Origin of the sequence: Natronomonas gomsonensis, from assembly GCF_024300825.1 — an archaeon.
GTDB lineage: Archaea > Halobacteriota > Halobacteria > Halobacteriales > Haloarculaceae > Natronomonas > Natronomonas gomsonensis.
This window is the reverse complement of the sequence record NZ_CP101323.1, coordinates 3,530,495-3,544,915: the sequence shown is the minus strand read 5'-3', so window position 1 is coordinate 3,544,915 and position 14,421 is coordinate 3,530,495. Positions and strand designations below refer to the sequence as shown.

The following is a 14,421-nucleotide window of genomic DNA, read 5'->3' as shown; positions in this document are numbered from 1 at the left end:
GCTGAGGCGTGTGATTTCTGCCATAGACACTCAGAAAATCACCACGCCTCACTCTTCATCCTTAACTAAACACGACCTCCGACACAGTCGGAGCGTTTATTCACGTTCCATCCAGACGACGGGGTAATGGCGAGTGGGTGGCGCTACCGGCTCGGAAGTGTCTTCGGAGCCGTGGGTCTCTCCATCATCGCCGTCGGTGTCGCCAACGTCGAGACCGTCCAGGCCGGCTTCAGTCTGCTGCCGGTCGTCGGTCACCTTCCCTTCGACCCCGCTCGCGGATCGGAGTTCGCCTTCGAGGCCGCCACGACCGCAATCGTGCTCGTCGCCGCACTCGTCCCGTTGTACAAGCCGCGGCCGCGGCGGATTTTGGATACCGCCGAGTTGGCCTCACGACGCGTGCTGCTGGCGTGTATCGCGCTCGCCGGCATCGGCTACTTCGATTACACCTACCGGCTGCCGCGGGCGACGCTGCTCGTCGTCTCGGCGCTGTTGTTCCTCACCGTGCCCGCGTGGTTCGTCGCGATTCGACGCCGTCCGCGCGGGGCTGACGGCCGAACCGTCATCGTGGGTGACAACCCCGAGACGATGGCCGACATTCTTGAGGCGGTCGACAGCGATGTCATCGGTTACGTCTCGCCGCCATCGGCGTACTTCGGGTCGAGCGAACCACGGCGTGAAATCCCCGCGAGTACCGACGGTGGGACGCACGAACGGTTGGACGAGTTGGCCTGCCTGGGCGGGCTCTCGCGACTGGACGAAGTGCTCGTCGAGTATGATATCGACACCGTCGCGTTGGCGTTTACTCACACCGACCGCGCGGAATTCTTCGGCGCGCTCGACACGTGTTTCGAACACGGCGTCGCCGCGAAAGCCCATCGCGACCACGCCGACGTGGTGCTCTTGGATGGGACGGCGTCGGGTGAGTTGGTCGACGTGGATCTGGAGCCGTGGGACCCCCTGGACCACGTGACGAAGCGGCTGTTCGACGTGGCGTTTTCGGGCGTTGGGTTGGTTGCGTTGTCGCCCGTCATGCTGGCAATCGCGGTGGCCATCAAGTTGGACGATGGCGGGTCGATACTGTACAAACAGGAGCGGACGGCAGCGTTTGGGGATACGTTCCGGGTGTGTAAATTCCGAAGTATGGTGGAAGACGTCGAGGACGCCGAACCCGTCGACGATGAGGAAAATCCATACATCACGCGTGTCGGTGCAGTGATTCGACGGACGCATCTCGACGAGATTCCACAGTTATGGTCGATCTTCAAAGGCGACATGAGCGTCGTCGGGCCACGGGCCGCGTGGGTCGAAGAGGAACCAGAATTGGAATCGGTTACTGATGACTGGCGTAAACGCTGGTTCGTCAAGCCCGGATTGACCGGGCTAGCGCAGATTAACGGCGTGACCAGTACCGACCCTGAAGAGAAGTTGCGGTACGATATCGAGTATATTCGGCGGCGGTCGTTCTGGTTCGATTTGAAGATTGTCGTTCGACAGGTGTGGAAAGTTCTAGCCGATTTGGTGGAATAGGTATATAGAGACAATTCTCTCCAAACAAATTACTGAATTACACCCTCAAATGGTATTCGAACAACAAGAGGAGTCTGACCGAAACAGCTCAAGTAACGTACCCTCTATTCTATTTATTACACAGCGATTCCCGCCCGAGCCAGGTGCCGAGCCAACACGTGTCGATGAATTGTGTTCACGCTGGCAGGCGGCAGGCCACGATGTCACAGTACTCACCACCGTCCCAGATCATCCGGAAGGCGAGATTCATGACGGATACACAAACGGGTGGTTACAGCGAGAGACACGGAACGGTGTCACGGTTATCACCGTCAAGACGATTCCCTCACCGACAGGGAACTTGGCACGTCGGGCACTGAAGTTCGTCTGGTTCATGCTTCTGGCAACCGTCGTTGGGCTTCGATTAGCTCGACGCGATATCGTTGTCGCGACATCACCCCAGCCACTTACTGGCGTTAGTGCGTGGATTGTTGCCCGGCTGAAACGGAGTCGCTTCGTCTTCGAGGTTCGGGACCTCTGGCCAGAGAGCATTACGTCACTTACGGATGCGAGCACTCGGATGCTCAAACCACTAGAGTGGACCGTCGAATTCATTTATCGACGCGCAGACCGGATTGTAACCGTCTCTCGTGCCTTCGAATCCGATCTTATCGCAGCCGGTGTTGACTCGGCGGACATATGGTTTCACCCGAACGGCGTCACACCCGAGTTCTTCGACCGTCCCAGCGAAGAGTTCGTTATCGATGCCGACCTTGCAGAGGACTTAGCCGACCAATTCGTCGTGTCCTACGTCGGGACTATTGGAAGAGCCCATGGCTTATCGGTGGTCCTTGATGCCGCCGACGTATTGACAGACAACACGGACATTCAGTTTCTTCTTGTCGGCCACGGCGCTGAGGCAGATGCCCTTGAGCAGGAAGCACAACATCGAGATTTGGATAACATCACGTTCGTTGGTTACCGGCCGAAAGAGGAGGTGCCCGATTTCCTCGCGCTTTCAGATGTTTCGCTCGTTCACCTCCGCGGCGTAGACCTGTTCCGAACCGTCATTCCGTCGAAGATGTTCGAATCAATGGGTGCAGGTGTCCCAATTGCACTCGGCGTTGAAGGAGAAGCCAAACGCATTCTCAAACAAAGCGAAGCAGGACTATGTTTTGAACCGGAAAACGCGACAGCGCTTGTCTCTGTGATTACAGAGCTATACGAGAATCGAGAGCGCCGTGAGCAACTTGGGCAGAACGGCCGTCGCTTCGTCGCCGAAGAGTTCTCTTGGGACTCGATTGCCGCAGAGTACAGCGGACATCTCACTTCGATAGCCTAATCAGGATGTTGTGCGCTGGTTGTTAAGGCTTATATCCGTTCCAGTATCACGCTCCAGCAGTGAGTATTCGAGATGGATCCTGCGGTTAGTCTCATCTTGGGGACCCGTCCCGAGATAATCAAGATGGCGCCAATCGTGCGGGAACTGGATAGACGGGGAATCCCGTTCCAACTCATTCATACGGGACAGCATTACTCGGACACACTGGATACAGTGTTCTTTCGCACGCTTGACCTCCCAACCCCGGACTACAATCTTGAAGCCGGGTCCGGAACCCACGCTGAACAAACAGCAGCGATGCTGACCGGTGTCGACGAAATCTTACTCGAGACGCAACCGAACGTTGTTCTCGTCCAAGGAGATACGAATTCAGTGCTTGCAGGTGGGCTTGCTGCAAGTAAACGAGAGATGGAACTCGGACACGTTGAAGCCGGTCTGCGAAGCTTCGACCGAGAAATGCCCGAGGAAGTCAACCGACGGCTCGTCGACCACGCGGCAGATTACCTCTTCCCCCCGACAACAACAGCTCGTGACCAACTTCTCAAAGAAGATCTCCCAGAAGACCGCGTCTATATGACCGGAAACACAGTAGTAGATGCTGTCGAGGAGCACGGTACGCTTGCTGAGACACGGAGTGATGTCCTCGAAGAGTACGACGTTGCCGCTGGCAAATACGCCTTGCTCACAGCCCACCGTGCTGAAAACGTCGACGACGCAAACCGATTCGAAAAGATACTGGACGGAATTCAGTCGTTCGCCAGTGAAACAGGATTGGAGATTATTTATCCGGTCCATCCACGAGCCGAAGAGCGGCTCAATGACTTTGGATTGAGTCGCCCTGCGTCAATCCGATTCGTCGAACCGCTGGACTATCTTGATTTTCTCAAGCTCGAGCAAAATGCGGCTGTCGTATTCACGGACTCCGGTGGCGTCCAAGAGGAAACATGTATTCTCGGCACGCCTTGTGTGACCCTTCGCGACAATACAGAGCGGCCGGAGACGCTGGATGTTGACGCGAACCGACTTGCGGGCACCGATCCCGACCAGATACGTACGGACGGTCTGGAGATGTTAGAAGGAAAGCAAACGTGGAGTAACCCCTTCGGAGACGGGACGGCAGCAGAGCAGATTGTTGAGGTGATTGAACCACGATGACTGACAACGAACCCTCGATTTGTGTCCATGGGCTTGGCTACGTCGGGCTCCCGACGGCGGCCATTCTAGCTAACTCCGGCTATCCGGTGTATGGATACGACGCTGATCCAGAACGGCGGACAGTGCTACGGCAAAAGGAGATTCAGTTCGATGAGCCTGATTTAGAGCGGTTTGTCGAACGTGCACTGGATGATGGCTTAACCATCGTTGATACTGCTCGTGAAGCTGATTTCCACCTCATCTGTGTTCCGACACCGTACGATACCGACCTTGATCGAACCAATCTCACCTACGTTGAGGCAGCGGGAGAGACGATTGCAGATTTACTCCGTCCCGAGGATACAGTCGTCCTTTCATCGACCGTTCCACCAAGGACTACGGAAGGGCGACTTCGTTCAATTCTGGAAGCGTCTGGCCTCTCCGCAAACGAAGATTTCCTACTTGGATACAGTCCGGAAACAGTACTCCCAGGGGATACACTCACCGAACTCCGAGAGAACGACCGACTCGTCGGGACGGTTGAAAACCGACCTGCAGACCGCATTGTTGCGTTATACGACTCATTCGTCGCCGGCGATATTCGGACAGCCGATGCAACAACTGCAGAGTTCGTCAAGCTGATTCAGAACGCCTATCGAGACACGAACATCGCATTCGCGAACGAAGTTGCGAAGTTAGCGCATGAGTTCGGAATTGATTCTCGCGATTCGATTGCGCTCGCGAATGAGCACCCGCGTGTAGAGATTCTACGTCCGGGACCGGGTGTCGGGGGGCATTGTATTCCAGTCGATCCACTCTTCCTGAATCATAACAACGACATTCCGATGCTTATCGAAACGGCTCGGACAGTCAATGACGGGATGGCTGGATTTGTCGTCGAACTCCTTTCGGCGGCCCTGGATAATCTCTATAACTCTAGAGTTGCACTCCTTGGCGTCGCGTACAAAGGGGGGGTCGGAGACACAAGAGAAAGCCCTACACTCAAAATCACGCGGCAGTTGGATGATGCAGAAGTTACGGAGATACGGCTGGCTGACCCTTATGTCGATAGTGATGCGCTAAGCCGTCCTCTAAGGTCGACAGAAGATAGTATAAATGGCGCTGACGCAGGTGTTATTGTCACCGACCATCCGGAATATGGTGCGCTTGATCCAGGAATGTTCTCGGAGTTAATGAGGGGGGATGTGATTATTGATACGCGAGATATGATTGACGAAAACCGCTGGGAGCGCGAAGGGTTTGATATTTATACGATATAGATGAATACGAGATTTGATTAAATATTGGTATCCGAGACAATAGAATGACCAAGGACGTTCTGTATATCACCATCGATTCGATACGTGCTGACCGCGTCGGATATCTCGGTTATAGCGAAGAGACGACGCCTGAGATAGACCAATTAGCAGCTGACGGAACGACATTTGAGCAAGGAATTGCCAACGGGATCCCAACGTACTATTCGTTCAAATCACTCCTTGGTGGAATCCATTCACTAAGCCATGGCCGGTCGATTGGGCTTCCGGAAACGGCCAAATCTATCGCGGAAGTGTTCAGTGATGCCGGATACGATACGGCTGGTTTCAACGCTCAAAACCCTTGGTTAACTCCAAGCTACGGGTACGACCGGGGATTCGATACATTTGAGGATTTCATGGGCAACTCAGAGTCGGGTCTCGGTCTCGGCCAGATTACACGAGACGCTAAGCGAACAGCCAAGCGGGCCGTCGGATTCAGCGACACATTAACCGATAAGCTCGGACAGCTTGGTCGTGTTGTCAGTGCGATAGTTGGCTCACAACCCCTAACACAGGCAGAAGTTGTTTCGAGAGCAGCGATAGATTGGGTTGAATCCCGGGATCAGGACAGCCCGTTCTTTTTGTGGATACATTATATGGACCCACATTATCCATGGGTTCCCCCGGAAAAATTCTTGGACCATGACGATCTCTCAAGAATCGAGGTAGGCCGGCTCTGGCACACAGTGGCTTACCAGTACCAACAGGAAACCGCAGCCGTTGACGAACACATGATGCGTCAAATCAACCGGCTGTATGATGCAGAAATTCGACGAATGGACGCATCTATCGGAGAATTGCTTGAGACAGTTCATTCTGTTTCGTCTACTGGAGGCCCATTAATTGCGCTTGCTGGCGACCACGGAACCGAACTCAATGACCATGGTGGATTTAGCCATGGCCCGACAGACCTGTATCAAGAGGTGACTCGAGTCCCCTTATTATTCGCAGGACCAGACGTCCCTGATAATTCCAAGGAACTCGGGGGACTCGTTGATGTTCCTCAAACACTTGTACAGCAAAGCAACGCTGTTAAAGAAGGAATCGAGCCGTTCGAAGGAATCAATCTTCTTGAAGAAAGTAGAGACAGTGTTTTCACCGAGGTCGTCTACGACATCGACCCTGTTAAACAGCAGAACACTAACAACGCGATACTTAGTGCACACACCGCACCACCGTGGAAACTCATCCGAAACGAGGAGACAGAAGATGTCGAATTGTACAATCTGAAAACCGATTCCGGGGAAGAAACTAACCGAGTACCCGAAGAACCCCAACGGGTTTCAGAATTAACCAACGGATTAGAGGAACATCGAGAGCGAATTTACCGACGTAACCGAACCGTCGAAGAAAAACAGCGGATTCGACGAAAAATTTCCGAACTCCGGGATAAGGGGAAAATATAATATGGACGTCATAGGTGACTACGAATTACTGGCCCGGACCGCCTTGAGCAAATCTCCGAAACAGTTGAGCGGTATCATTGATCGAAAACTTCGGAATAAATTCGTCCATCGGTTGCCAATCGACTTCGATGCACAATACGAACGCGGCGTGCCGGACGATTTCTCGTTCAATATCGGACCTCACAACAAAGACCTCCAAGCGATTCGGGCCGTCCTGACCGAGAAAGAACGGCGATCATATCGTGACCGTGCTGAGGAGTTTCTGGATGGGTCAGTCTCGTTTCTCAACCGCCATCGGGAAATCGAAGACCCAGCCACAGTACAGACAGGGGACTCCCAACTTGAGGGGCTCCCGCGTTTATGGTATCTCAAATTAGTCGGCTTCGAACCTTTAGAGTGGGTAACTCTCGGATTTGAGGAGAAGGAATCGCTGGCAGATGATTCTAATCAACTTGGTCAATGGATTCGGGAGTCCCCTGATCAACATCCTATTGGATCGAACCCTGGCTATCTTCGTGGATTTTGGACGCCGTATGCCGTGTGTCACCGAATTATCAATCTCACCAGATACGCAGCATGGTGTGGCGATGTTGATAATGGAGTACAAGAATTTCTATTCAAGAATCTACTCTTTTTGAATAATCATATCGAGGAAGATGTCGGTGGGAATCACTTGATAGAAAATGGCGCAGCACTGGTCGCTGGGGGATTAGCATTCGGTGACAATGGTAAACGGTTCGTGGACCGTGGGATTGGAGTACTAAACCAAGCAGTACGCGAACAGTTTCTTGCAGATGGTTACCACTACGAGCGAAGCCCGATGTATCATCTTGCAGTCACTGAACGACTCATTTCGACATGTTTATTGCTTGATGCAGCTGGAAAATCATACCCCAATAGCCTCCAGGAAGTGACTAACGATGCAAACGCGTTTATTGAGCACTTGGCGGGACCGGATGGAGTAATTCCTTTACTTAATGACTCCGTGCTTGGGGAAACGCTTCAGGCCAACGCTTGTTCGATGTACGGGAAGAAAGCTGGATTCACCAGCAGAACGGAACCGGATCTTGATGCTTCGGGCCTTGTTTGGTTTGAGCACGACGAGACTACATTACTCGCAGACTACGGTGCATCGGGTCCTGAGAATCTCCTTGCTCACACGCATAACGATCCATTTACTATCTGTGTTTGGAGAGGCAATCAGCCGATTATCACCGATACAGGAACTTTTGATTATCAACCGGGGAATCAACGACAGCGAGCGCGGAGTGTGCAGTCACACAACACTGCACACCCTGAGGGAAAAGAGCCAGTCAAGTACGGTGGTCGGTTCCTAATGCCAGTACAGATTGACCCAACGACGAAACACATCAAGGATTCTTTCGACGTGTATTATGGTAGATATTCGTCTTCGGATGCTCGGTACGAACACGGACGGACAATCGTAGATGGGTTGAATTGGTGGTTAATCTGGGATTCTATCGAGGATACTGCTACGACCGTAAGCCGACTTCACGGTGCGCCTGGGATTGATATTGAAGCCGACTCAAGAATTCGATTCGTTAAAGCTGGTGAGACACAATTGCAGGGAATTCCAGTTCATGTGGACGACATCTCGGTTAGCTCAACCCGGTATTATCCGAAATTCGGTGTCGAGTGCCGACGAGAGACACTAAGATTACAATCTGATGATCAAGGATTTGGCTTCCTTTTGTCTCGAAATCAAGTTGAGTCAGTGTCTGTTGAGACGGAGGGTTCGACACTAACGGAGGTTCGTGTAGCGGATAAACACTTCAAGATGCCCGAAATAAGCAAATGAGTCCCCTTGATTTACCTCGTACCGTTAGACGTGATTTGTTAGGCAACAGGACTGAGCCACGCAGTGACAAGGAACATATTGAAGCCACAGTCAGGTGGCTCTTTCGAAGCCAAGACGTTACTGACAGCAATGGATCTGCAGCGAATTACAGCCTTCTCACGGGATGGTCTGGACCGTATCCGGAAACGACAGGCTACATCATCCCAACACTATATGACTACGCAGCATATGCCGAATCGTCGGAAGCACGTCAGCGAGCAGAAAAAATGGCGAGATGGCTGCTTGAATTACAACTCGATGAAGGCGCGTTTCCCGAGGGCGTCGATCCCGGACCAGAGGCGAATCCAAGTGTGTTCAACACTGGCCAGATTCTTCTTGGCCTTATTCGAGCGTACAGGGAGACATCGGATGTGGCCTTCCGTCGAGCAGCATCAAGTGCGGCAGATTGGTTGACTTCTGTTCAACATAAAAACGGATACTGGGACAAATACGATTATCGTGGTGAACGACACGTCTACTGCTCACGTGTTGCTTGGGCGTTGATCGAGGCCAGCCAAATTATTTCAAAAGAGCGTTACCGCTCTGCCGCAAAAGCTCACTTAGATTGGGTTCTGTCTCAACAGGCGGAAAACGGTTGGTTCAAGCACGCTGGCTTCTCCCCAAGAGAGATACCCTATCTCCATACGATTGCTTACACAATAAGAGGGCTGTTAGAGAGTGGTTTGTTATTAGGCATCGACCGTTACATCGATGCGGCAGAGAGAACCTCAGACATACTGAACGAAGCTTGGAAGTCAGACGGCTCCTTGAAGGCAACCTATGACGAAGCTTGGGAGAGCAGTAGCTACCGTTGCCTGACTGGGGAGGCACAGATGGTTATCGTATGGTCCCGACTATCTTCAATTGAGCAACATCAACGCTATATGCGAAGCATCAAAACTACGATAGAGGACTTGAAAAAATTCCAAATCATCGACAGCTCATCCCCAGATCTCAATGGTGGCATCAAGGGGTCTCACCCAGTCTGGCAACGGTATATGTGGTTCCGCTACCCGAACTGGGCTGCGAAGTTCTTTGTTGACGCACTCCTATATCAATGAGTTGTAAATCTCGATGAGCCGTTGAGCCTCTTGCTCCCAATTGTACTTCTGCATGACCAGTGACCGCCCCTGCTCACCCATCTGTTCAAGTTGTTCATCATCGGATACTAGATTTAGAACGGCATCCGCCTGTTCACTTGGGTTCGTTTGAGACACTCTCCGACCGACATCATCGGTCACATACGGCCGAATCGAGTGGGCATCTGTCGCTAGTACAGGTGTTTTCGAATACATATACTCAAATATTTTTGTTGGCAAGGCGTGCTCGCAACGTTCCTTATCTACCAAACAGAGACCGATATCAGCTTCGGCAAGGTAGGGGAAGATATCCTCGTACGGGATTCGTCCAAAAAATTGGACGGCTTCGGAGAGGTTATTTTGCGCAATGAATTGTGCAGCACGTTCCTCATTTTTATCATCAGCGAAGGTTCCAAGCATCCATAGTTCGACCTCATAATCACGCTGGTTGAGTTCATCAACCAGCTGCAGCATTGGAATTAGGCCGTGAATGTGTTCAAAACTCCCGACATATACAAGCGTGATATCCTTCGATTGCTCAACTGGAGAATCGCTAATTGTGATATTTTTTGTCTTCGGGAAATTGTGGATGACTTCGACATTCGTATGACCAAGTTCCCGAAACTGCTTCGCAATAGATTCCGTTGTAGTGATAACCATGTCAAGTCGGTTCGCAAATGCAGACTGGATTTTGGGGAACGACCGAGCTATACTCGGCCGGATCGCGGTAGGAATCCACTCACGATACTCAATGGCATTATATCCGTAATCCTCATGTGCGTCATAGATTACGCTGGCATCCGTCGTCGTCTGAAGTAAGATGCCGACTGGTAAGAGTTCTGGATCATGAAAGTGGTAGATGTCGCTGTCGAGCGACTGAGCGATTCTATATGTACGAGGAAGGTGAGACCACCGTTGCATTCGAGACTGGCTAGTTCCTAATGAATGGAATTTAACAATAGAGTCGTGCTCAGCAGGTGGATCGTGAACAACGTAAGAGACGTCGAAACCTGCAGCAGACGCTGCTTTTGCCTCTTTGTGGAACACCCGAGTGTTCGTCGGCCCATGGACAGTAGAGAGTACGCAGATGGACGTCACAGGTTGTCTTCTTAATGTTGGGGCATGAATCGTTCGATTAAGGAACGGTGAATCAATAGAGGACCAACAGTGATTTGCGTTTTTATGGAGATGGTCCAGTATGAAAGAGATTACAATCAAACTCGAAGATGAAGTTATTGCTAGCTGTGAGCGACAGGTTCAAGAGACAGCTTTCGACTCCACTGAGGAATACATTGCCTTCATCGTCTCGGAAGCCGCCTCAGTTGACGAAGACAATATCGCCGGAGAACGAGACCAAAAACACTCGGAAGGTCAGCTGAGAGCCCTTGGATATCTTGATTGATATGGGTTGCAGTCAAATCTTGGAGTAACAAGACGAATAGGGTCGAAATCTTGTTATACAAAACTTAATCGCGTCGTAGGAGAATAGGGAACATACAGATTGGATGAGGGGCTCAGGGGTAATGGGCATTGTTTATGTGGGCGCAATACTGTTAATTACGGTATAGCCCACCAATCCAGTATGTCACATTTCCATAACTTCTCAAACAGAATAGATATATGGACAAATATTACGTTTTATTTTTCACTGATATTCCTTTTTGTGCTACCATGGCGAAATGCTCTCGTTATAGTAGACGTAGGAACAAGCATTACGATTGGTTGGCTTTTTGGCCTCATGTTAGGTATCTCGTGGTTAATATCCATATATTTAAAAAAATCCATAAGGAAGCCCGATACTTTCCATATTCTATTCTTCTTATTCACTCTATGGGTTATCGTTTCTATCATTTGGGCTAGCAAAATATCTCTAGTTGTGGAAGATATTGTTCGATATCTATACATATTTGGTGTTATCATCGCTTTTTGGGATGTATATAGATCAGAAAGAAGATTGAATTTTGGTTTTCAATCTTATATAATAGGGGTATTCATTCTTATGACTGCCTCCATCGTAGATTATTTCGTCATTTCCAGTTATTCAAGAGCAACTCCATTTGGTTTGAATCCGAATGAATTAGGAAGCCATGTGGTACTTGGGGTTCCTATCGCGTATTACTTAATCAGGTCAAACCTCACTACAGAATACCAAAAATTTATTAACTATATCTTCATCTTTTTCGCTATTTTGACAGCATTTATTTCAGGATCAAGGACAGCCATAGTCGTTTTAACAGTAGTGATGGCAGCTATTCTGGGAATATCCACATCTCAGCTCAATAATCAAAGAGATAAATACGTTTCATCTATCATAGTTGGCATTACCACCATTTTCAGCTGGTTACTTTTACCTCCAAAAATACAATCTCGAATTATGACTGTTCCACAACTGATTCAAGATGGCGACTTAGGTAATAGGCAAGAGATCTGGTTATCGGGTTACCATCTGTTTATTGAAAATCCAATATTCGGAATCGGGAGTGGTCATTTTCCTCTTGAGGTTGGCATTACCGCGCATAGCGTGTATTTGTCTATTCTTGTAGAATTAGGTGTTATAGGCCTTTTTATGTTCATAGCTATACTTATATCTGCATTTAAATCAGTTATCACCAGCAAAGACACATATCAATGGAGTCTTATCTTTCTTTGTTGTTTTCTTGTTATTTTGCCTAATGATATGGGTTTCGTGGCAGTATTATTAGTTCTTAATTTTATAATTATTGGACGGAACATAAATAGCGTGTAAATGCACTATATTCAACTCATCCCTCAATATCAGTCATATTGAACTTATCAAACGCAGTCTTACCGAGTATTGATACAAACAAGTGATAAATCGGCCCTATTTCCGTTGGATCTGTTTTGATACTCTTTATGAAATATTTCCGGGCATCAGCCATGTTTCCTACTGTCGCATACCCTAGCCCGATATTATATAACCTTCTCGCCTTTGTCCCTGGATTGAATATCTCGCCATGTTTCTCCAATAATTGTTTCTGGCCTTCTATAAGGTACTCTGGATCCATAGTCACGCTATTACTTTGTCTAAAGACTCGACTTAGTGGTTCGTTAATACCATATAGTTTGTATTCTTCAAGTATTTGAATAAAAAAGTCTAAATCAGTGCCAAGAATGACATCTTCGTCGTGTAGTCCAATACTCCTGATAATTTTTTTTCGATAAGTAAGTGATATAGAGCCTGCTAAGTGCCTATAAGCATTGCCAGATGAAAACAATTCCTCAAGTGTTAATTCGCCATCCTTCACTTCATGTCTTACAACGTCACCATTAATCACATCCTCGCGAGCTGTATGTACCCCCCCATACTCTTCAGATAGGTTATCAAGAATATTGACGGCTTTTTGTAAATGGTTTTCTAGAAACATGTCATCAGAATCTAAGTATGAAATGTATTCACCATTAGCGTTTTTTATTCCAGTATTTCTAGCTACATTTTGCCCCTTGTTCGTCTTATGATTTATATACTTTATTTTTTCATTATTAAAAGATTGGACTACATTTTCTGTTTCATCAGTTGAGCCATCATCAACAATAACGATCTCGTAGTCAGTATACGTTTGATTGAGCACACTTCTAATTGCCCGGGGAAGAACATCTGCTCGGTTATATGTTGGTATAACCACACTAACCTTGCACATATATTAATCCATATAGATTGCAGTATAAAACGGTATCTTTTGTGGATTGATCATAAGAAGTTATCGCAGAAGCTCATAAAAAACAGGGATACTAATCGATAGTAGGAATCATCGACTTCCGATAGTATTTAAACGATATAGGGCAAGTAGTCACTAAGATGGAAGACGTATCGTTAGTCGTTATTCAATACGGTGAGCTTAATTTTCTTTACTCAATGCTAGATTCTTTGGACGGACACAAAGATTCTAATTTAATCTCAGAAATAATTATCGTTAATAACGGCGAGCAATTCTCTGAACAGCAGATCCATAACTGTCAACAGTATTGTAGTGGGGTTAAAAAGAAGTTTATCAAAAATGATAAAAACACTTATTCGAGTGCCGTTAACCGTGGTGTAAAGGAGTCCGAGGAAGATATAATCGCACTATCAAATAATGACATTGAATGGATAAGCGGCGAGTCGATCTCAACTGCTATCAGGGAGGTTCAAAATAACGACGTAGATATTATATCACCAAAGCTCGTCTATCCGAACGGAGATAATCAAAAAAATTGGCATGAGTTCCATAATATTTGGAAAGTTTCGAAAGAAATCATTATTCCCAAACATTTTAAATCGGATAAATATGAGTTTCGATCGGGCGGCATTCAATCAATTGATGGTTATTTGATTGGCGCATTTTTAATTATGGAGAAGTCAACATTCAATGATATCGGCGGATTTGATGAACGTTTCAATTTCTATGGGGAGGATGTTGACTTTTGTTACCGTGCATCTCAGAACAACTACCAATTATATATCGATTTTTCATCAAAATTAGTCCACATAGGTGGAGGTGCATCTAATAATATAAGTAAGAATCTTACGAGCCAATTATATAAAGCGAGAACTCAATATTTGGAAAAGCACCACGGCAGGATGTACACAAACTTGTATTTAATTTTGAAATTTTTCGCCACACTAGAACGACTCATTGCGTATTCAATAATATCATCAGTCACAGATGCAGAATTATGGGATAAAAGACAAAAGATATGTTTGGCCGAACTACTAGTTATTATGGATATTTTTGTAAACGAATAATATTTTATTACTATTCCAGAGATACTATTATGA

General features: G+C 48.1%; 12 protein-coding genes. 10 read left to right on the top strand and 2 right to left on the bottom strand.

What is annotated here, in order from left to right; translation table 11 throughout:
* Positions 1 to 126 precede the first annotated feature (126 nt).
* The 7 genes from NMP98_RS18840 (at position 127) to NMP98_RS18810 (ending at position 9,626) form a co-directional block, all read left to right on the top strand.
* On the top strand, positions 127 to 1,527 hold the full coding sequence (locus NMP98_RS18840; protein ID WP_254859382.1) for a sugar transferase: 1,401 nt from the start codon (positions 127 to 129) through the stop codon (positions 1,525 to 1,527).
* A 49-nt stretch (positions 1,528 to 1,576) separates the two neighbouring features.
* Positions 1,577 to 2,848 carry a glycosyltransferase family 4 protein gene (locus tag NMP98_RS18835; protein ID WP_254859381.1) on the top strand — a complete coding sequence of 424 codons (1,272 nt, stop codon included), beginning with the start codon at positions 1,577 to 1,579 and terminating at the stop codon, positions 2,846 to 2,848.
* A 72-nt stretch (positions 2,849 to 2,920) separates the two neighbouring features.
* Complete coding sequence (gene wecB, locus NMP98_RS18830) at positions 2,921 to 4,003, top strand: non-hydrolyzing UDP-N-acetylglucosamine 2-epimerase (RefSeq protein ID WP_254859380.1); 1,083 nt, start codon at positions 2,921 to 2,923, stop codon at positions 4,001 to 4,003.
* Positions 4,000 to 5,262 carry a nucleotide sugar dehydrogenase gene (locus NMP98_RS18825; RefSeq protein WP_254859379.1) on the top strand — a complete coding sequence of 421 codons (1,263 nt, stop codon included), beginning with the start codon at positions 4,000 to 4,002 and terminating at the stop codon, positions 5,260 to 5,262. Before wecB ends, NMP98_RS18825 begins: the two co-directional genes overlap by 4 nt.
* A gap of 44 nt (positions 5,263 to 5,306) precedes the next feature.
* Positions 5,307 to 6,707 (top strand): sulfatase, encoded by a 1,401-nt coding sequence (locus NMP98_RS18820; protein ID WP_254859378.1) that lies wholly within the window; start codon positions 5,307 to 5,309, stop codon positions 6,705 to 6,707.
* A 1-nt stretch (position 6,708) separates the two neighbouring features.
* Positions 6,709 to 8,526, top strand: a complete 1,818-nt coding sequence (locus NMP98_RS18815; protein WP_254859377.1) for an alginate lyase family protein — start codon at positions 6,709 to 6,711, stop codon at positions 8,524 to 8,526.
* Positions 8,523 to 9,626 carry a prenyltransferase/squalene oxidase repeat-containing protein gene (locus NMP98_RS18810; RefSeq protein ID WP_254859376.1) on the top strand — a complete coding sequence of 368 codons (1,104 nt, stop codon included), beginning with the start codon at positions 8,523 to 8,525 and terminating at the stop codon, positions 9,624 to 9,626. The genes NMP98_RS18815 and NMP98_RS18810 overlap by 4 nt, the downstream gene beginning before the upstream one ends.
* Here NMP98_RS18810 and NMP98_RS18805 read toward each other — a convergent pair.
* Complete coding sequence (locus NMP98_RS18805; RefSeq protein WP_254859375.1) at positions 9,615 to 10,691, bottom strand: glycosyltransferase family 4 protein; 1,077 nt, start codon at positions 10,689 to 10,691, stop codon at positions 9,615 to 9,617. The genes NMP98_RS18810 and NMP98_RS18805 overlap by 12 nt on opposite strands.
* Positions 10,692 to 10,842: 151 nt before the next feature.
* Here NMP98_RS18805 and NMP98_RS18800 point away from each other — a divergent pair, with 151 nt between their 5' ends.
* Both NMP98_RS18800 and NMP98_RS18795 read left to right on the top strand, forming a co-directional pair.
* Positions 10,843 to 11,046 (top strand): hypothetical protein, encoded by a 204-nt coding sequence (locus tag NMP98_RS18800; RefSeq protein WP_254859374.1) that lies wholly within the window; start codon positions 10,843 to 10,845, stop codon positions 11,044 to 11,046.
* A 180-nt stretch (positions 11,047 to 11,226) separates the two neighbouring features.
* Complete coding sequence (locus NMP98_RS18795; RefSeq protein ID WP_254859373.1) at positions 11,227 to 12,390, top strand: O-antigen ligase family protein; 1,164 nt, start codon at positions 11,227 to 11,229, stop codon at positions 12,388 to 12,390.
* Positions 12,391 to 12,406: 16 nt separating this feature from the next.
* Here NMP98_RS18795 and NMP98_RS18790 read toward each other — a convergent pair whose 3' ends face one another.
* Positions 12,407 to 13,288 (bottom strand): glycosyltransferase family 2 protein, encoded by an 882-nt coding sequence (locus NMP98_RS18790; protein ID WP_254859372.1) that lies wholly within the window; start codon positions 13,286 to 13,288, stop codon positions 12,407 to 12,409.
* Positions 13,289 to 13,461: 173 nt separating this feature from the next.
* On the opposite strand from NMP98_RS18790, the gene NMP98_RS18785 reads away from it, so the two are divergent.
* Positions 13,462 to 14,388 carry a glycosyltransferase family 2 protein gene (locus tag NMP98_RS18785; protein WP_254859371.1) on the top strand — a complete coding sequence of 309 codons (927 nt, stop codon included), beginning with the start codon at positions 13,462 to 13,464 and terminating at the stop codon, positions 14,386 to 14,388.
* Positions 14,389 to 14,421 lie beyond the last annotated feature (33 nt).